This is a genomic window from Aliivibrio sp. A6 (genome assembly GCF_028765505.1).
Classification (GTDB): Bacteria; Pseudomonadota; Gammaproteobacteria; order Enterobacterales; family Vibrionaceae; genus Aliivibrio; species Aliivibrio finisterrensis_A.
This window is the reverse complement of sequence record NZ_JARACR010000021.1, coordinates 28,245-46,668: the sequence shown is the minus strand read 5'-3', so window position 1 is coordinate 46,668 and position 18,424 is coordinate 28,245. Positions and strand designations below refer to the sequence as shown.

Annotated in this window: 17 protein-coding genes; 2 read left to right on the top strand and 15 right to left on the bottom strand. The window is 40.9% G+C overall.

Going from position 1 to position 18,424, the window contains the following annotated elements; translation table 11 throughout:
* Positions 1-20: 20 nt before the first annotated feature.
* Positions 21-308: a co-chaperone GroES gene (locus PVK70_RS12970; protein ID WP_060993308.1), complete on the bottom strand. Its 288-nt coding sequence runs from the start codon at positions 306-308 to the stop codon at positions 21-23.
* Positions 309-885: 577 nt separating this feature from the next.
* On the opposite strand from PVK70_RS12970, the gene PVK70_RS12965 reads away from it, so the two are divergent.
* Positions 886-2,250, top strand: coding sequence for an MATE family efflux transporter (locus PVK70_RS12965; protein WP_130049072.1), 1,365 nt, complete (start codon positions 886-888; stop codon positions 2,248-2,250).
* A 316-nt stretch (positions 2,251-2,566) separates the two neighbouring features.
* Here PVK70_RS12965 and PVK70_RS12960 read toward each other — a convergent pair whose 3' ends face one another.
* The gene (locus PVK70_RS12960; protein WP_130049073.1) at positions 2,567-2,836 is read right to left on the bottom strand and encodes a hypothetical protein; all 270 of its coding nucleotides are present in this window, start codon (positions 2,834-2,836) and stop codon (positions 2,567-2,569) included.
* A gap of 302 nt (positions 2,837-3,138) precedes the next feature.
* Here PVK70_RS12960 and gpmM point away from each other — a divergent pair, with 302 nt between their 5' ends.
* Complete coding sequence (gpmM, locus tag PVK70_RS12955; protein WP_130049074.1) at positions 3,139-4,671, top strand: 2,3-bisphosphoglycerate-independent phosphoglycerate mutase; 1,533 nt, start codon at positions 3,139-3,141, stop codon at positions 4,669-4,671.
* A 137-nt stretch (positions 4,672-4,808) separates the two neighbouring features.
* Here the strand turns inward: gpmM and PVK70_RS12950 are convergent, their stop codons facing one another.
* The 13 genes from PVK70_RS12950 to PVK70_RS12890 form a co-directional block, all read right to left on the bottom strand.
* Complete coding sequence (locus PVK70_RS12950; RefSeq protein WP_130049075.1) at positions 4,809-5,402, bottom strand: hypothetical protein; 594 nt, start codon at positions 5,400-5,402, stop codon at positions 4,809-4,811.
* 134 nt (positions 5,403-5,536) lie between these two features.
* Positions 5,537-6,544, bottom strand: a complete 1,008-nt coding sequence (gene galE, locus PVK70_RS12945) for a UDP-glucose 4-epimerase GalE (protein ID WP_130049076.1) — start codon at positions 6,542-6,544, stop codon at positions 5,537-5,539.
* Positions 6,545-6,852: 308 nt separating this feature from the next.
* Positions 6,853-7,806 (bottom strand): DHH family phosphoesterase, encoded by a 954-nt coding sequence (locus PVK70_RS12940; protein ID WP_130049077.1) that lies wholly within the window; start codon positions 7,804-7,806, stop codon positions 6,853-6,855.
* A gap of 85 nt (positions 7,807-7,891) precedes the next feature.
* Positions 7,892-9,091 (bottom strand): J domain-containing protein, encoded by a 1,200-nt coding sequence (locus tag PVK70_RS12935; RefSeq protein ID WP_130049078.1) that lies wholly within the window; start codon positions 9,089-9,091, stop codon positions 7,892-7,894.
* Between the two features lie 135 nt (positions 9,092-9,226).
* Positions 9,227-9,415, bottom strand: coding sequence for a hypothetical protein (locus PVK70_RS12930; protein WP_130049079.1), 189 nt, complete (start codon positions 9,413-9,415; stop codon positions 9,227-9,229).
* Between the two features lie 449 nt (positions 9,416-9,864).
* Positions 9,865-10,293: a type VII toxin-antitoxin system HepT family RNase toxin gene (gene hepT, locus PVK70_RS12925; RefSeq protein WP_130049080.1), complete on the bottom strand. Its 429-nt coding sequence runs from the start codon at positions 10,291-10,293 to the stop codon at positions 9,865-9,867.
* Positions 10,286-10,675 (bottom strand): type VII toxin-antitoxin system MntA family adenylyltransferase antitoxin, encoded by a 390-nt coding sequence (gene mntA, locus PVK70_RS12920; protein WP_130049081.1) that lies wholly within the window; start codon positions 10,673-10,675, stop codon positions 10,286-10,288. Before mntA ends, hepT begins: the two co-directional genes overlap by 8 nt.
* Positions 10,676-11,122: 447 nt before the next feature.
* Entirely contained in the window at positions 11,123-12,004 is an 882-nt protein-coding gene (locus PVK70_RS12915) for an Rpn family recombination-promoting nuclease/putative transposase (RefSeq protein WP_130060008.1), read from the bottom strand.
* 292 nt (positions 12,005-12,296) lie between these two features.
* Positions 12,297-13,541, bottom strand: coding sequence for a type II toxin-antitoxin system HipA family toxin (locus PVK70_RS12910; protein ID WP_130049468.1), 1,245 nt, complete (start codon positions 13,539-13,541; stop codon positions 12,297-12,299).
* Positions 13,534-13,857, bottom strand: a complete 324-nt coding sequence (locus PVK70_RS12905; RefSeq protein WP_422836542.1) for a helix-turn-helix domain-containing protein — start codon at positions 13,855-13,857, stop codon at positions 13,534-13,536. Before PVK70_RS12905 ends, PVK70_RS12910 begins: the two co-directional genes overlap by 8 nt.
* A gap of 363 nt (positions 13,858-14,220) precedes the next feature.
* The gene (locus PVK70_RS12900) at positions 14,221-15,117 is read right to left on the bottom strand and encodes an Rpn family recombination-promoting nuclease/putative transposase (RefSeq protein ID WP_130060007.1); all 897 of its coding nucleotides are present in this window, start codon (positions 15,115-15,117) and stop codon (positions 14,221-14,223) included.
* A 462-nt stretch (positions 15,118-15,579) separates the two neighbouring features.
* The gene (locus PVK70_RS12895; RefSeq protein ID WP_130049131.1) at positions 15,580-16,134 is read right to left on the bottom strand and encodes a GTP pyrophosphokinase; all 555 of its coding nucleotides are present in this window, start codon (positions 16,132-16,134) and stop codon (positions 15,580-15,582) included.
* A 300-nt stretch (positions 16,135-16,434) separates the two neighbouring features.
* On the bottom strand, positions 16,435-18,357 hold the full coding sequence (locus PVK70_RS12890; RefSeq protein ID WP_130049132.1) for a nucleoside-diphosphate sugar epimerase/dehydratase: 1,923 nt from the start codon (positions 18,355-18,357) through the stop codon (positions 16,435-16,437).
* Positions 18,358-18,424: the final 67 nt, after the last annotated feature.

Genomic DNA, 18,424 nt, shown 5'->3' with positions numbered 1-18,424 from the left:
TCTTTTCTTAATATCGTTTATTATTCAACAATCGCTAGGATGTTAAATTCAGACATGATCAGCACTTCTTTGCCTTCGATCTTCTCTGCTTTGATATTGCCTTCTGCAAAGATCACTGAATCGCCAACTTTTACGTCTAATGGTTGTACAGAACCATTCTCTAGGATGCGGCCTTTGCCAACAGCTAGAACAGTACCGCGCGTTGATTTTTCAGCCGCTGAGCCAGTTAGCACGATGCCACCTGCAGATTTTGATTCAACTTCTTGGCGTTCAACGATCACACGGTCATGTAAAGGACGGATATTCATTGGTCGTCTCTCCTGATAATTTTCCATTTAAGAATAAAGTGCCATGTTTTGGCTTTGGTTTATTAATGGGGTTTTTAGGGGGGGATTGCAAGGGTTTAGGGCTAAATTTTTGAAGGAAAGAGCAGAGAAAAGCAGAGCGCTGCGCTTTAGACGGACTTCGTCCTTGAGACGCTTCGCTTGAGAATATCAAAAGCAAGGATTCAGCTTTCAGGAAGATCAAAAGCAGATCTCAGAGGCGACCGTTGTGATTACAGCGAATGTGCACTGTCCCCTCCCTTTACTAAGGGGAGGGTTAGGGAGGGGTTATTGCGCTGAAGGTAAAATCGAATACATAGTTAACTTAATTTATACGCTGCAAGTTCTTGACCCCCTCCCAGCCTCCCCCTTAGTAAGGGGGAGGAGCTAAAATCAAAAGCATTCACCTCTGAAATCTGCAAGCGTAGCGATCTGAACTCTGCTCTATGCTCTCCTCTGGGACGAAGTCCTCCTTAAGCGAAGCGCCCTTTAACCTTAAGCAACTTGTTGCGCCTCTGCTCTTACTGCTACACTACCCATCCCACCACCACTCGAGAAAACCATGGTCGATAAACACGGGTTACTCACTCAACCTATCAGCGATGTGCTTCGTAAACTCACGACGCCTATGGTCTTTGGCATGGTTGCTATTCTACTATTCAACTTGGTGGATACTTTTTTCATATCACTGCTTGGTACAGACGCCCTTGCCGCGGTGAGTTTTACCTTCCCGGTTACCTTTGCGGTCAACTGCATTACCATGGGCATTGGGGTTGGTTTATCTGCCTCGATTGGGCGCTTGCTCGGACAAGGTAACAGCAAGCACGCTGCTCAATTAACGACACACGGATTAATCTTAGCCGTCATTCTTATTCTCATTGCTTGTAGCATCGGTTTTTTTACCATAGATCCTCTATTTCGATTATTAGGTGCAGAAGACAAACTGCTGCCTCTTATTCATGAATATATGTCTATTTGGTATCTCACTATTCCGCTGCTGGTTATTCCAATGTCGAGTAACAGTGCCATTCGCGCAACGGGCGATACCACCACTCCGGCAAAAATCATGATGCTGGCAGGGTTGATCAATGGCGTACTCGACCCATTGCTTATCTTTGGTTATGGACCTTTTCCTGAGTTAGGGATTCAAGGCGCTGCGATTGCCAGTGGCATCAGTTGGTTTGGTGCTTTATGCGCCTCTTTTTACGTACTCACCCGAAAAGTAAAATTACTTGCACCACCAAAGCCATCAGAGATAAAACAAGATTGGCATCAGATATTAAAAATCGGTTCACCGGCTGCGCTATCAAACGCATTAAACCCTATCTCTGGAGCCATTTTAATGATGATGCTTGCCAGCCAAGGTACGGTTGCGGTCGCCTCTTATGGAGCAGCACAACGAGTCGAGTCATTAATGTTGTTGGTGATAATGGCACTTACGTCTTCATTAAGTCCCTTTGTAGCTCAAAACCTTGGGGCCAAACAGCCAGAGCGAGTGAAAGAAGCCATCTTCTTAGCGATGAAGTTCTCTGTATTATTCCAACTATTTCTCTATATTTTGATTGTTCCGCTGAGCATTCCGTTATCCCATCTATTTAGCCAAGATGATGCCGTACAACATGGCTTATGGATGTACTTAATCTGTGTACCATTCAGTTATGGATTCCAAGGCATTGTGATGGTGCTTGTGAGCAGCCTAAATGCAATGCAAAAACCGTTACATTCTTTCAGTTGGAGTTTCATGAGGTTGTTTGTGTTTACTTTGCCAACGGCGTGGATTGGCAGTCATTTCTACGGTATGGAAGGATTGTTTGTAGGGATTGCGATTGGGAATGTGATGGGTGGGATAAGTGCGTTTTGGTATTTACGATCAGGAACGATATTCGAGGACGCTACGCTCAAGGGGCGAGGAAAGGCGGAGAGCTAGGAAGAGCAGAGCGCTGCGCTTAAGACGGACTACGTCCTTGAGACGCTTCGCTTGAGGAGTTCAAGTTCAAAAGAATAAGATTCAGAGCTGGTCGCTGTAATTGTAACGACAAAGATGGTTCTCCCCCTTTGAACGTTGATGATTATGAGATTGATATAGCCGACACAAGGGGGAGTTAGAGGGGGTTGGTTATGCAATATTTACATTATTTCCAATCTCAACAATAAACCCATCAAGAGGAGGTACTGTATTGCGATCACTGTAACCACTACGATCACCCCTTAAACCTGCAAGCGTAGCGAGCTCTGCTCTTTAATTACGAAAAAATATATTTTAGCGAAGCAATTAATACCGTCACACCAATACCCAGCATCAGCTTTTTTATCCAATCCAAATCTTTTTTAATCGTAGATAACTCATCCGTCATATGTGCTTTTACATCATACATATCTGCCTTTGTAGATATTTGAGTTTCTAGCATTGCAAGTTGGTTTTCAGCTAGCACTTCCGCTGTCTTTTCTTCCATACCAGATTTAACGAGCGCTTTAATAAAAGTATGAGTATTAAATAATTCTACTTTTTGCATATAAACCTCTATTTTAAATAGTGAAGAATATGAGTGTTATTGATTTAAAATTATACATTAAGTTAAGGCTAGAGACTATACTTAGCGAACGCTGTAGCCACCACGATCACCTCTGAATTCTGCAAGCGAAGCGATCTGAACTCTGGCTTTTTTATCCTCTTCAAGCAACTTGTTGCGTCTTAAGCGAAGCGCTCTCAAGGCGAAGCCTCCTGCTCTTCCCCTAGCCCATTTTCAAACTTTGTAGTAAAATTACACAAAGTTATTTATTCGAATTTATTAAGTTATTGACGAGGAACACCTTTATGTCAGCTAAAAAGCCTATGGCTCTAGTTATTCTTGATGGTTACGGTCACCGTGAAGCTCAAGCAGATAACGCAATCACAAACGCAAATACTCCGGTTCTTGATGGCCTAATGGCTACTCAACCAAACACACTAATTTCAGCTTCAGGTATGGACGTTGGTCTACCTGATGGTCAAATGGGTAACTCTGAAGTAGGTCACACTAACATCGGCGCTGGTCGTGTTGTATATCAAGATCTTACTCGCATCACTAAAGCAATCTCTGATGGTGAGTTCCAACAAAACGAAACGCTAGTTAACGCTATCGACAAAGCAGTTAAAGCTGACAAAGCAGTACACATCATGGGGCTTATGTCTCCAGGTGGCGTTCACTCTCATGAAGATCACATCTACGCAGCAGTAGAAATGGCAGCGGCACGTGGCGCAGAAAAAATCTACCTACACTGCTTCCTAGACGGCCGTGATACACCACCACGTTCAGCTGAAAACTCTCTGAAAAACTTCCAAGAGCTATTCGCTAAATTAGGTAAAGGCCGTGTTGCTTCTCTAATTGGTCGTTACTACGCAATGGACCGTGACAACAACTGGGATCGCGTACAAAAATCTTACGATTTAATGACAGAAGCAAAAGCAGAATTCACTTTTGCAACAGCCGTTGAAGGTCTTGAAGCGGCTTACGCTCGTGAAGAGAACGATGAGTTTGTACAAGCAACTGAAATCAAAGCAGAAGGTGAAGAATCAGCAGCAATCGTTGATGGCGATGCAGTTATCTTCATGAACTACCGTGCTGACCGTGCTCGTGAAATCACACGTGCATTCGTTCCTGATTTCGATGGTTTTGCTCGTAACGTATTCCCAGCAATCGATTTTGTTATGCTGACTCAATACGCAGCAAACATCCCTCTTCTTTGTGCATTCGCGCCTGCGTCTCTAGAAAACACATATGGTGAGTGGTTATCTAAAGAAGGTAAAACTCAACTACGTATTTCTGAAACTGAAAAATACGCACACGTTACTTTCTTCTTCAATGGCGGCATCGAAGACGAGTTTGAAGGTGAAGAGCGTCAACTGGTTGCTTCTCCAAAAGTAGCGACTTACGATCTACAACCTGAAATGAGCGCACCTGAGCTAACTGAGAAATTAGTAGCAGCTATCAAATCTGGTAAATACGACGCTATCGTTTGTAACTTCCCTAACTGTGACATGGTTGGCCACACTGGCGTATACGATGCAGCAGTTAAAGCGGTTGAATCTCTAGATGAGTGTATCGGTAAAGTGGTTGACGCTATCAAAGAAGTCGATGGTCAACTACTTATCACAGCTGACCACGGTAACGCTGAAATGATGATCGACCCTGAAACAGGCGGCGTTCACACTGCTCACACTAACCTTCCTGTCCCTCTTATCTACGTAGGTAGCAAAGCGGTTGAGTTTAAAGAAGGCGGTAAACTGTCTGATCTAGCTCCTACAATGCTAGCTCTGACTGATACAGCAATTCCTGCTGAGATGTCTGGTGAGATTCTTTTTAAATAGAACTATACGCTTTGCTGACTAGAAACGAGACCGCTTCGCTTCTATAAGAGCAAATGCATAATAAAATGCCCACAGGTTTGTCGCCTGTGGGCATTTTTTGATCTTAGGTTTCAGGACGCTTCGCGCAGAGTCTAGTCTTAAATCTTCATTTTGCTAATAATAAACATCTTACCTTTATGCTCATTATCTTGCCCCCAACCTAAGGGTTCATACTCTTCAAGAAACTCATCCACTGTATTTATCTGGATAAGCTGCGAACCCAACTGAAAAGAATCATAAAAATAAACAAAATGACCATTTTTTAAAGACTGGATTAATCTTCGTTCCCAAAATCGCTTACCATCATTGGTTTGCTCTTCATCACTAATCATGATTACATATTCTTCAAGCAGTGCCGAAAATACTTTCTTAGGTAACCCGATAGTAAGCTCTTCTTCTACAGGATCAGACCAAACCATAACTTGCGTACAAGAGCGTTGGCCTATTTTTTTATCTGATAATTCAATATTAACGGCATAGATTATACGAGGATTACTGCTATCTGTTTTATCGATTAATCGTATCTGTTTGCCTTTCTTATTAGTCACAAAGCGATAGCCTTCAGGTATGATAAAACCTTCTAAATGATAAGGTTTTGGATATTTAGCTAAAAACTTTTTTGCAGCCGCTTTATTCGTGCTGGGCCTTCTCAGCTGATCTGAAAAATCAGTTTCAGGGATCAGTAATGGCATAGATTAACCTTTAAGAATATGGAATTATCATCAGTATAAACTTTGAACAAATAGACGTAAAGAAGATCAAAAGCAAGTGCAGAACTTAGGTTTCAGGACGCTTAGCTTGCGACCGATCTGAACCCTGCCTTTACTTAATACCCCTTTGGATTATTCGACTGCCAGCGCCACGTATCCTCTGTCATATCATCAAGAGACAACTTCGCCTCCCACTTCAACTCTTCACGCGCCTTAGCAGGGTCAGCCCAACACTCGGCAATATCACCAGGACGACGATCGACAAGCTTATATGGCACTTTCGCACCAGAGGCCTTCTCAAACGCTGCAACCATTTGAAGCACGCTATTACCATTACCCGTACCTAGGTTATAAATATGTAGACCCGCTTGTTGGCCTTTGTATTTTAGTGCAGCTAAGTGGCCATCCGCTAAATCCACCACATGAATATAATCACGAACGCCCGTACCATCAACCGTTGGGTAATCATTACCAAATACAGATAAAAACTCACGACGGCCGACAGCCACTTGAGAGATAAATGGCATCAAGTTATTTGGGATACCTTGTGGGTCTTCACCCATAGTGCCTGATTTATGAGAGCCTACAGGGTTAAAGTAACGAAGCAGCGTCACACTCATTTCAGGATGTGCTTTTTGAATATCCGTTAAACACTCTTCTACCATCAGCTTACTGCGGCCATAAGGGTTGGTTGCTGATGTAGGGAAATCTTCACGGATCGGTGTTGATGCAGGATCACCATAAACCGTTGCAGATGAACTAAATACAATACTGTTCACGCCCGCTTTACGCATCTCTTCAACTAACACCAAGGTACCCGATACATTGTTATCGTAATACATGATTGGTTTTTCAACCGACTCACCCACCGCTTTTAAACCAGCAAAGTGGATCACGCTATCGATTTGGTTTTCAGCAAAGATGGTTTCTAAGATTTGAGGATCACGAATATCACCTTGATAAAATTTAGGCTTCACGCCAACCAAAGCTTCAATGCGATCAAGCACCACTTCTTTACTGTTGTATAAGTTATCTAGAATGATCGGCGTTAAGCCCGCTTCAATCATTTGTACACATGTGTGGCTACCGATGTAACCCATTCCGCCAGTGACTAATATGTTCATTGTTTTTCTCCGTTTTAAATTTTTAATGATAGAAAGAAGATCGCTTCGCTTGAGGAGTTCAAGAGAAAATTAGAGCTGATCGCTTTTGACTTTTAGCTCCTCCCCCTTACTAAGGGGGAGGCTGGGAGGGGGTCAAGAACTAACAGCGTCTAAATCAAGTTAACTATGCACTCGATTTATCTTCATCGAAACAACCCCTCCCTAACCCTCCCCTTATCAAGGGGAGGGAACTGTATTGTGATCGTTGCTACAACCACGATCACCCCTGAGCCCTGTAAGGGAGCTTGCGACCGATCTGAATTCTGCTCTTAATATTTCCCCTCAACCACCGTAATAAACTCAGCAATTTTCTCTTTCGGCAACGCATTAATTCCCGCTGCCGCTTCACGTCCACCACCGGTTGCAAACGAACTACAGATCTCTCCTGCTCCTTGCTTATTATTCAATGGCGCACGAAGAGATACCATATACGTGCCATCCGCATTTTGCGTTAATACCGCATGAGCTGAATCAGGATTTTGATTTGCTAAAAGATTACCATAAACACCGCTAATACGACGTGCCCATGCCTCATTTGGTAACTCAAACAACCCCAGTTTCTCACTTTTGTGCTGCGCTTCAATCGCCAACGCATTATCCATATCCGATTGATAGGCTGTTTGAAGTTGGTAAAAAGGCGATGTTTTGTCGGCAATCACATCAAAAGGTGATGAGTATTGTAATAACGCTTGGTATAAAGCAGCAGGATCAAAATGCAGATCGTCCACCTTCGCTCCATAACCATTATAGTTGATTAATGTACCCAACTCTTTTAGCTGTGACTTTTGCTCACAAGATAAACCGGCAACACTTGCCAACTCATCCGCTTTAGCAATTAAGTTATCGCCATAAGCCGCAGTAATTGCCCACTCATGGAACTGGCCATTTAATAGCTTATCAACAATTAGCGCGGTACAGGTATTGGCATCTAAATCGATATGAGCAGATAGATTCTCGTGCTCAGGAATATCACCCGCACGATGGTGATCAGCATAAAATACTTCAGCGCCAGAACTTAAAGCGAGCTCTAGAGCTACCATGTTCTTTTCCATTGATATGTCTAGTACGGTGAGGTTATCCCCCGTTTTGGCATCCACTTTAGTCACTAAGTTAATGTCACGCTTAACGCCAGTGATTAAGGTAGATTCTTGAGGAGTAGCCAAGCGAAGTTGAAGAAGTGCGATGATGCCGTCAGCGTCACCGTTGAAGATGTCGTAGTTCATGAAAATCCTTTTGAAGAACGGGAAGAGCTATCCTCTCTCCCTTAAACATTATAGTCATAAGATCGGCATAGTTAATACAGATAAACTAAAACCAATCGTCATCGAAACCAAATAATTCTGAAGGGTCCATTCTCAAAAGTTGAGCCTCAAAACGAGAAGCATTAGCTCGATCTTTTAAATGCAACTGTAATTGTTTAACTGTTTTTATCTCTTGGCACTTTTCAAATAACGCTTTCGTTTCTCTCAGTAACGTATCTCGGTACTGTCTTAACTCTTTTTCACGAGCCGCTTTGCTACCACCACCAAATTTTTGCCAAATAACACTCTTTAAATCATTACCATATTGAAGTTCTTGATGCTCGATATTTAATTGCCTAATTTTTTCTTTGAGCGTCGCTTGCAAACGCTCAATCATATCTTTATCCATCACCATCTCATGATTAGGAAGATACTGCTGAGCCATCAATAGCAAGGCGATCACATCTTTCTCTTTCTTGGTTTGTGATAACTGCTGCATTAAAATGCTTTTTTCTGACTTCTTAACTTCGTCCATTTCTCTATCAGGATGCAGCTGCTTTGCCAATTGGCGATAGAGCTTCGTTATCTGTTTATCGCTGAAAAACGCTTTACTGCTCTCATTATGTGACGAGTCAACATTTGCTTGGCCATTCCCTTCAGAGAAAAAATCATCCGCTCCCCAATCAATATCGTCCTCTCCTTCTGAGTGTTCATCTTCCATTTTTTCGGCTATTAATTCTTGTAGATAATCATGAAACTTCTGGGGTTCCTTAACCATCTCCAATAGCTCTTCATCACTGAGATCAAGATCATGACCGAGCATCATAGACATCTCTTCACGGAAATGACCTAGCTCCTCATCTGTAATCGAATCTGTTTCAGGTTGGTTTGATGAATCAGCCATAAGCGCTTCAGTAAAAGTATCACGTAACTCTGTCGTGTTAACTGTATTGAATGGGTTCGCCTCTAAAATGGCCAACTCTTCTTGTATCCAATCGTACAGCGCTTCACGTTGCGCCCCTTTAATTGTTTTACGTGGGATAAAAGAAAACAAATGATGGATCCACTTCTCAGTTGCAAAGCAAACTTCTTGCTCTTGCTCTTCTGTGGACGTTTTGAAGTAGTGATAAAAATCATCTAATTTAGCTTGATAGCGTTGATTACGTTGCCGCTTTTTCTCAACATCGCTCCATAGTTGATTAAGCTTACTCTTTTTGGTTTTCGTAGATTGCGTGGTCGTTAAAGAAGAAAGAATTACAGTAGTCATAGCTGCGATACGGTTGAGAATGATGACAACACTCTACCTTTAATCGACGTCTAAGAAAATTAAATACTTAAAATTTGAATAAAAGCCACGAATCTGAAAGGGAGGCTGGGAACGTTCGAAATTATTTCTTTAAAATTAGCTTAAAAATAAAGCTAAAAAAGCAACGGCAATCGCTATTACCGCTAAAATTTTATTTGAATTTGATTCAATTCTTTTTTCTAAATTCTTTTCAACTTGATAAATATCCGCACTTGTTGCTATCTGTGTATCAAGAATGGCCCAATAAGAATCAAATAACCCTGTTTCATTTACTGTTTCATTCATAAGTACACCTTAAAATCTTGATCAATAAATAGGCTATAACAAGAAACTATACGCTGCGCTAACTAGAAACGAGACCGCTTCGCTGGCAGAATTCAGAAGTGATCGTTAAAATTACCACGTTCACAATGTAGCTCCTCCCCCTTACTAAGGGGGAGGCTGGGAGGGGGTCAAGAACGAACAGCGCGTAAATCAAGTTAACTATGAACTCGATTCTACCTTTATCGAAATTACCCCTCCCTAACCCTCCCCTTACTAAGGGGAGGGAACAGTATATTACTCGCTGTAATCACAACGATCTCACTGAAATTTATGGAAGAATAAAATACAGAGACTATACGCTACGCGCAGAGGTTTCAGGGGGGCTCGCTTTTAATCTCACAGTATCAAATAAACACAGCGCATAATATCTAGTTTCACAACGATCACTTCTGAACTCTGCTCTTACATCTCTACTCAGACAATAAAAAAGTAATCGCCTTCTCCGTAAAATCGGCGAGAGCTTGATAATGGCCTTCACGCAAAATATCTTCAACAATCAGTAAATCAATATTTAAATAATCATGCACCAAGCCATTACGCATACCAATAATCTGTTTCCACGTACGCAGCTCATCACTAGAAATTAGGCCATGCTCTTTTAGCAAAGAAAATGATTGATAGGCTTCCGTTGGGCTTTTATTTTGGATTTTCTTTACCATATGCTTAGATAACCCAATGCACATTTCAGTAAAAACCTGCAATAAGCGCTCAGCAGCTAAATAATCACGACTTTTTAAGGTCGACTGATTAAGATCAAAACGAAGTTCATTTAACTCTTTAAGGTATTTTGCTTTATGAGACTCAACTTCCGCTAGATATAGTTCAAGGCCTTTATTCATACGATGCACTTCTTTTGCTTTCAATTAATTGATGTTCAAACATTGAACTAATGCGGTTCTGCTCTTTATAAAACAGAAGAGGATTATTGTTATAAATCAGTTTCCCGTACTCAATGACATTAAATGCAAGAGCTATCGGTATGTGATTAATATCTACGATACTGACTTTATCTAAGGGTAGGTTCAAATGCTCAGCCCATTCTATGGCCAAACACTCAGGACGAGTTCGCAAAGCAAAAGTAGATAACGAATGATCATTAAATGCCACCGCTAAATCAAAATCACTCTCTTGATGATGCGTGCCTTGAGCGCGTGAGCCATATAGCCATACAAGTTCAATACTCTCATCCATTTTGGCCAAACTAACGATAGAATCAATCATACTCAATCCATTATTGTTGTTTATTTGGATACTATAACAGAGTTTAGAGCGCTACGCTTAAGACGGACTTCGTCCTTGAGACGCTACGCTTGAGGAGAGCAAAAGCAGTGCTCAGATCGCTTCACTGGCAGAATTCAGAAGTGATCGCTTTTAATCTTTGCTCCTCCCCCTTACTAAGGGGGAGGCTGGGAGGGGGTCAAGAACGAACAGCGCATAAATCAAGTTAACTATGAACTCGATTCTACCTTTATCGAAATTACCCCTCCCTAACCCTCCCCTTACTAAGGGGAGGGAACAGTATATTACTCGCTGTAATCACAACGATCTCACTGAAATTTATGGAAGAATAAAATACAGAGACTATACGCTACCCGCAGAGGCTTCAGGTGTACTCGCTTTTGCTCTCCCTGAGCTCAGAATCCCGCTTCCGATCTATTCTTACTGAGTTTACTTTCTCAAACTCTGAATAATATCGACACTCAAACCCGTGTTTGCAGCTATTGTCTCATTGTCTAACAAACTCAACAGATTCTTAGCTATCTCGACTGATTTATTATATTCCCCTTCAGCCTTACCTAGCTCCTTACCATCATCAAACGCGGTATCTATTACATTATTTAAATCACGGTAATACTTCAAACTGTTCTCATATTCTCTTTGTTTATCTAACGGCAATTGTGCTAATTCGGCTTCCGCAAAGAAAGATTTGAAAATACCATTGGTGAGTGACTCAGGATACGCTTGCAATGAATCCAAATTCTTAAACACATACATCCAACGCTCAAAATGCGTATTCAACTCCGCTAACGGCTTGGTAAATTTGGGCATTTCAAGGTAAATAAAAGTAAGCTTATCGTAGAACACCTTATTGGTATCTACATCTGATAACTTCACTTTGTAAAAATACTTTTCTTTGTCTTCCTTATCTTCATCAAACACAAAATCCAAAATGGCGATGGTGTAAATGGCCTTTAATTCAAAGTTCCAATTGCCCTTTTGTCCCTGCTCTTGAATAGGAAATGACGAATAAAACACACTGCGATCTTTAAAGAAATTTTGCTTGGATTTCTGTAACTCAACAATAAACTTCTCGCCTTTCTCGCCTTTCTCGTTTTCACAGTAAATATCAAACACCGCTCGACGATCGACCATTTGCTTACCTAACTGCTCATTAGAGATAAAAGTAAGATCAACAATGGTGGACTCTTCGCCTTCTAATAAGGTATTTAAAAAATCAATAAGGATGGTTTTATTCGCCTCAGAGCCAAACAGCTTTTTGAAGCCAAAGTCTGTAAACGGATTGAGGTATTTGTCGGTGAGATACGTCATGCTAAGCCTACTGTAAGAATAAACAGGTAAATATGAGTATATACTGTGGTTAATTAAAGAGCAAAAAATAGGCTTCAGGACGCTACGCGCAGAGGTTTCAGGGGTACTCGCTGAACGAACAGCACCAAAGAAGGTTCTCCCCCTTAAACACTAAAATAATGAGATAGATAGAGTCAATACAAGGGGGAGTTAGAGGGGGTTGGTTATAAATGATTTAAGACTATACGCTTCGCTAACTAGAAGCTAGACCGCTTCGCTCCTATAAAATCAAAAGCAAGAGATCTTCCTCGCCTCAATTATTGAATTGGCGGTATTGCTGAGATATATGTGAATCAATCGTCGAAATTAACGCGTTTGATATACCGAGATTTAATGCCTCTTGTTTAAAATCCCGAGTCTCATGATAGATCTCTTCAATCATATTTATCAGAGGTGTGACATTCGCATAACCTGCATGCCCTGCCATTAATTCTAACGCTTTAGTTGTTGGTAGCCGACCATTACCATTAAACGAAGTCATGTGTTCTTTATAAGGGGAAGGACTATAAACAATGTCGTAAAATGGCGATAACCTCCAATTATCATTATCGTTAGCGAGAAAAGCAAAGTTCTTGCTGTGATCATCCTGATTAACTGTGATGTAATTAAACAATGCTCTTTTTACTAATTTTTGTGCTTCTTGAACACCACAAAGTTGGCGTGTTGCTTTTATTAAATCGACATAATCTAAAGATGGCTCCCTAAAAGGCGCGTCCAACAAACCACATGCAGATATCATATGCTGCCGGCCGCCATTTGGCGTGCAATCAAAGCGTGTTTGTTGCAACCAAAATTGACCATTACTCGCGTCAACCAATTCAAAATTAGGTACTTCAATCCCTACGTTTCTTGCCATTTTCATATAGGCATATTCAACTAAGCTTTCTGAATGTTTTAAGTCAAACTTATCAGACGTTAGCTTAATGAGGAGTTTTTCACCTTTTGCATTTGGTAATGTTGAGTATTGACCGTCACTGCATTTAGTTACATTTAGTTTTGGTCGTGCCCCGCCTGAACCACCAGCATTCATTAGATGTGCAATAAGATAGGATTCTGTGCCTTCGAACTCTTTAACCGCTTCTTTACCTAATGTGATTAATTCTATATCTCTTGAACTTGAATCAGCTAATGCCATTTCAGGCTCATAAGAAAGAGCACCTAAGCATTGGTCTCCAACATAAGCGAGTCTTTCTAACGCGGTAACCATTTGAGGATTGAAGCCATTATTCCTGAACATTCGATCCATTAAGTACAGCCCCCACCCATCAGGTAGACTGTCACCAAATACACCGTGAAGTCCATAATGTGGCTGTCTCGGCGCTTTTTGTAAACTAAGATCTGCTCTGATATTAAAAGGCGCGATTGAAGACCCATGTTGATTTAGATACGCCTCATCGTACTGAAAGTAAATACCTGTTTTATTTTCAGCAAGTTGACCTAACTTTTCTTGATGCCCATCTGCAAACGTTCTTTTTACGATTAAAGATGTGTTAAGCATTTCTTAATACCTCTTCAATGCTCGTCGGTTCTTGATTAGATGGCTTTGTTAAATTGTGTATATCGTTAAGGCTACCAACACTTTCAAGCAACATTAGAAACTGCCTTAAAGAGATATTCCCAGTATTTTCAAATTTTCGAATGGTGCTATAAGGCACGCCAGAGCACTTAGCTAATACTTCCACACTGAGTTTTTGTTGTTTACGACGTTGTTTAATAAAATCTTTTAACTCAAGTTGAACATCAAAAGCGGTATGAAGAGATAGCATATAAAACCCAACTGTTACTATAGTAACAATATTATAGTACCTTTTCATTTAATTGCCATCACTGTAGCAATTTAAGATGGATATTAGAAACTATAAAGAGACAGACACAACAAGTTGTTTGAGGGCGCTACGCTTAAGACGGACTTCGTCCTTGAGACGCTACGCTTGAGGAAAGCAAAAGCTAGAGCTCAGATCGCTTCGCTGGCAGAATTAAGAAGTGATCGCTTTTGATCTTAGCTCCTCCCCTTTATCGAACTAATCACTTGGCTGAAAATATCAATATAAGGGGAGGTTGGGAGGGGTTGGTTATAAAAAACTAGGTTTCAGGACGCTACGCGCAGAGGCTTCAGGTGTACTCGCTTTTGCTCTCCCTGAGCTCAGAATCCCGCTTCCGATCTATTCTTACTGAGTTTACTTTCTCAAACTCTGAATAATATCGACACTCAAACCCGTGTTTGCAGCTATTGTCTCATTGTCTAACAAACTCAACAGATTCTTAGCTATCTCGACTGATTTATTATATTCCCCTTCAGCCTTACCTTGCTCTATACCCTCGGCCTTACCTAGCTCCTTACCATCATCAAACGCGGTATCTATTACATTATTTAAATCACGGTAATACTTCAAACTGTTCTCATATTCTCTTTGTTTATCTAACGGCAATTGTGCTAATTCGGCTTCCGCAAAGAAAGATTTGAAAATACCATTGGTGAGTGACTCAGGGTACGCTTGCAATGAATCCAAATTCTTAAACACATACATCCAACGCTCAAAATGCGTATTCAACTCCCCTAACGGCTTGGTAAATTTGGGCATCTCAAGGTAAATAAAGGTGAGCTTATCGTAGAACACCTTATTGGTATCTACATCTGATAACTTCACTTTGTAAAAGTACTTTTCTTTGTCTTCCTTATCTTCATCAAAGACAAAATCCAAAATAGCGATGGTATAAATGGCCTTTAATTCAAAGTTCCAATTACCCTTTTGTCCCTGCTCTTGAATAGGAAATGACGAATAAAACACACTGCGATCTTTAAAGAAATTTTGCTTGGATTTCTGTAACTCAACAATAAACTTCTCGCCTTTCTCGTTTTCACAGTAAATATCAAACACCGCTCGACGATCGACCATTTGCTTACCTAACTGCTCATTAGAGATAAAAGTAAGATCAACAATGGTGGACTCTTCGCCTTCTAATAAGGTATTTAAAAAATCAATAAGGATGGTTTTATTCGCCTCAGAGCCAAACAGCTTTTTAAAACCAAAGTCTGTAAACGGATTGAGGTATTTGTCGGTGAGATACGTCATGCTAAGCCTACTGTAAGAATAAACAGGTAAATATGAGTATATACTGTGGTTAATTAAAGAGCAAAAAATAGGCTTCAGGACGCTACGCTGGCAGAATTCAGAAGTGATCGCTTTTGATCTTAGCTCCTCCCCCTTACTAAGGGGGAGGCTGGGAGGGGGTCAAGAACGAACAGCGCGTAAATCAAGTTAACTATGCACTCGATTCTACCTTTATCGAAATTACCCCTCCCTAACCCTCCCCTTACTAAGGGGAGGGAACAGTATATTACTCGCTGTAATCACAACGATCTCACTAAAATCTATTGAAGAATAAAATACGGATACTATACGCTTCGCTAACTAGAAACGAGACCGCTTCGCTCCTATAAGATCAAAAGCAAACGCTGTACCCGCTTTTGCTTTTATCGTCTCTAGTCAGCGCAGCGTATCGTTTCTAGTCTCGCAGTGTAGCCGTGATGAACCTTACATAAAGCTTCGCTTAAACTTCTCATGGTTTTCGACATTCGACCTCAAATCGTCTTTATCCCAAATTTGAAGCTCCCACGGAAAGTAAAAGTTACTTCTATTCTTAAAATAGAGGTAAAGTCCTTTATAGCCTTCCTTATCGCGCAAATACCAGTTTTTCAACCCAAGTTCATCTTGCCAGTTATCCAGCTCTTCCATCACCTCTTCGATCTCGGGCTTGGTTAAGATAATCCTTGCCCCAAAGATATCATTGAGCCAATTGTTCACCGGGTACCGATTGTCGCGCTCACTATAACGCGCAATTTTATCATCGATACTTTCTCTTGTTTTTACTCGATAAAAGTATTTCAACTCAATATGGGAAGTCATAAGATAATCATTGATGCTTTCATGAAGCACTAAGCGGTATTTATAGATATGAGAGACAGGAACGTTCGAGATTGTCCTAGATAGCTTCACTTGCTCAAACATCCCCTGATCAAAGCAAGACTCTGAAAACTCTTTGTGAATTCTATTTATCTCTTCAATGAGTTTTTTAACTTGCTCTTTCATCCCACCTCCACGACTTTCACTGACTGATGAATAATCTAACATGGCTAAATATGGATAAAAGCATAGCAAGTTTGGTGATGGAAGCAAAAGCAAGTGCCGCAGCCGCTTTTGGCTCCTCCCCTTTATCAGCATTAGTCACTTGGCTAAAAATATCAATATAAGGGGAGGCTGGGAGGGGTTGGTTATAAAAACGAAAAAACTAGGTTTCAGGACGCTACGCGCAGAGGTTTCAGGGGTAATCGCTTTTGATCTTCCTGAAACCTGAATCCTCGATTTTTCTCTTCCTCGCAGCGAAGCGTCCTATTCTTGCTCAGCCTTCCACACCAAATCACCAATCCCATCAACTGGCGTAAAACCAGTCGGCGCATCTAATAACAGCTGACGTATCGCTTCATGGTCAAAATCATGACACGCCGTATCTAGCTTATCCAACAATACATTGTATTCATCAAGAGACAAAAAGTCTTCTTGTGCCGTCATGATCCGCTCATGTGCGGTTGAATCGACATTGTCACCTATCAATAACTCTTCATATAACTTTTCACCAGGACGTAGGCCTGTGTATTTAATCTCAATATCACCGTATGGGTTTGATTCATCTTTTACTTCCAAACCAGAAAGGTGAATTAAGTTCTTAGCTAAATCCACAATCTTAACCGATTCACCCATATCAAGAACAAACACATCACCGCCCTTGCCCATCGCACCCGCTTGAATAACCAATTGTGCCGCTTCAGGAATCGTCATAAAGAAACGTGTGATCTCTTCATGCGTAACTGTGATTGGTTCTCGGTTTTCAATTTGACGCTTAAATACCGGTACAACAGAGCCAGATGAGCCTAATACATTACCAAAACGCACCATACAAAAACGTGTCCCTGCTGCTGCATCTTTTGCACGGATCATATTTTGCTGGTCTGCCAACGCTTGCAAACCTAACTCCGCCATACGCTTAGTCGTGCCCATTACATTAGTTGGGCGTACCGCTTTATCCGTTGAGATTAAAACAAACGACTCCACTTTTGCTTCAATGGCAGCACGCGCTGTGTAGTTAGTACCAAAGATGTTATTACGAACCCCTTCAACTACGTTATATTCAACTAATGGTACGTGTTTATAGGCAGCGGCATGATAAATGGTTTGAACTTTAAAGCTTCCCATTACTTTTGATAAACGGTTAATACGTTGAACCGAACCAAGCAGAGGAATAATTTGAATATCTAAACCTTCTGCCTCAACAAGCAAAGATAGCTCTCTATCAATCTGATATAAGCCAAATTCAGATAACTCAAATAAGACTAACGCTTTAGGTTTGTTACGAACAATCTGACGACACAGCTCAGAGCCAATAGAGCCCCCCGCCCCTGTTACCATAACCACTTTATCTTTAATGTTTGCTTCCATTAAGGCTTGCTGTGGAGCAACGGGATCACGACCTAAGAGATCATCAATAGAGACATCTTTTAACTCATCAATACTTGCATTACCTGCAACAATATCGGACATATCAGGAACCGTCAGTATCTCAACAGGTAATAATGAAATAGTATTAATCACCTCTTTACGGCGGCGACGAGACGCACTTGGTATCGCTAGTAATATCTGTTTAACATCATGCTTTATTATTACTTTTTCTGCACACGCAGCGGTGTAAACATACAAACCCATCATCATGGTGTTTTGTAGTGTTTTATCTTCATCAATAAAACCAACCACTTTATGACTATCAGATTGACGAAGCGCTAACGCTAACTGCCGACCAGCACTACCCGCACCATAAATTAATACGGGATTACCTGTTTTATTTGAGGATTGAGCAACCAAGCTACGAACAATAAGGCGGCTACCGCCAACACTAATCGCTAAAAATGCACCGTAGATAATAGGAACTGAGCGAGGTATTGCTGCATCAAACCAAAAAGCCAATCCAGCCATTGCAACTGCAGATATAGCCGTACCGACACCTACTAAGGCTAGTACATGTAAACCTAGGTACCTTAATACAGCTCGATATAGACCAAGCTTAGTAAAAATAAGTAACGTTAAAATAACAGCACTAACCAATACATATAATCCCTCAACTGAAGGTAATGCTTGAAACTTCCCAATACGGACCCAATAAGCACCATAAAATGAAATACAGATAAAGAAGAAATCAATCAATAAGCTGATTAAGCGTTTTTTATAGCGAGGAAGTGACCAAATGACGTTTAAATTAGACATAATAAACCGGTTATATTTTTATAAGAAAAATCAGCAAAGTGGATGATACGGATTAGATACAAAAAAT

What these genes read in the sequence shown, in the direction of transcription:
- PVK70_RS12970 (WP_060993308.1), bottom strand. Translation starts at nt 308, where the DNA reads ATGAATATCCGTCCTTTACATGACCGTGTGATCGTTGAACGCCAAGAA.
- PVK70_RS12965 (WP_130049072.1), top strand. Translation starts at nt 886, where the DNA reads ATGGTCGATAAACACGGGTTACTCACTCAACCTATCAGCGATGTGCTT.
- PVK70_RS12960 (WP_130049073.1), bottom strand. Translation starts at nt 2,836, where the DNA reads ATGCAAAAAGTAGAATTATTTAATACTCATACTTTTATTAAAGCGCTC.
- gpmM (WP_130049074.1), top strand. Translation starts at nt 3,139, where the DNA reads ATGTCAGCTAAAAAGCCTATGGCTCTAGTTATTCTTGATGGTTACGGT.
- PVK70_RS12950 (WP_130049075.1), bottom strand. Translation starts at nt 5,402, where the DNA reads ATGCCATTACTGATCCCTGAAACTGATTTTTCAGATCAGCTGAGAAGG.
- galE (WP_130049076.1), bottom strand. Translation starts at nt 6,544, where the DNA reads ATGAACATATTAGTCACTGGCGGAATGGGTTACATCGGTAGCCACACA.
- PVK70_RS12940 (WP_130049077.1), bottom strand. Translation starts at nt 7,806, where the DNA reads ATGAACTACGACATCTTCAACGGTGACGCTGACGGCATCATCGCACTT.
- PVK70_RS12935 (WP_130049078.1), bottom strand. Translation starts at nt 9,091, where the DNA reads ATGACTACTGTAATTCTTTCTTCTTTAACGACCACGCAATCTACGAAA.
- PVK70_RS12930 (WP_130049079.1), bottom strand. Translation starts at nt 9,415, where the DNA reads ATGAATGAAACAGTAAATGAAACAGGGTTATTTGATTCTTATTGGGCC.
- hepT (WP_130049080.1), bottom strand. Translation starts at nt 10,293, where the DNA reads ATGAATAAAGGCCTTGAACTATATCTAGCGGAAGTTGAGTCTCATAAA.
- mntA (WP_130049081.1), bottom strand. Translation starts at nt 10,675, where the DNA reads ATGATTGATTCTATCGTTAGTTTGGCCAAAATGGATGAGAGTATTGAA.
- PVK70_RS12915 (WP_130060008.1), bottom strand. Translation starts at nt 12,004, where the DNA reads ATGACGTATCTCACCGACAAATACCTCAATCCGTTTACAGACTTTGGC.
- PVK70_RS12910 (WP_130049468.1), bottom strand. Translation starts at nt 13,541, where the DNA reads ATGCTTAACACATCTTTAATCGTAAAAAGAACGTTTGCAGATGGGCAT.
- PVK70_RS12905 (WP_422836542.1), bottom strand. Translation starts at nt 13,857, where the DNA reads ATGAAAAGGTACTATAATATTGTTACTATAGTAACAGTTGGGTTTTAT.
- PVK70_RS12900 (WP_130060007.1), bottom strand. Translation starts at nt 15,117, where the DNA reads ATGACGTATCTCACCGACAAATACCTCAATCCGTTTACAGACTTTGGT.
- PVK70_RS12895 (WP_130049131.1), bottom strand. Translation starts at nt 16,134, where the DNA reads ATGAAAGAGCAAGTTAAAAAACTCATTGAAGAGATAAATAGAATTCAC.
- PVK70_RS12890 (WP_130049132.1), bottom strand. Translation starts at nt 18,357, where the DNA reads ATGTCTAATTTAAACGTCATTTGGTCACTTCCTCGCTATAAAAAACGC.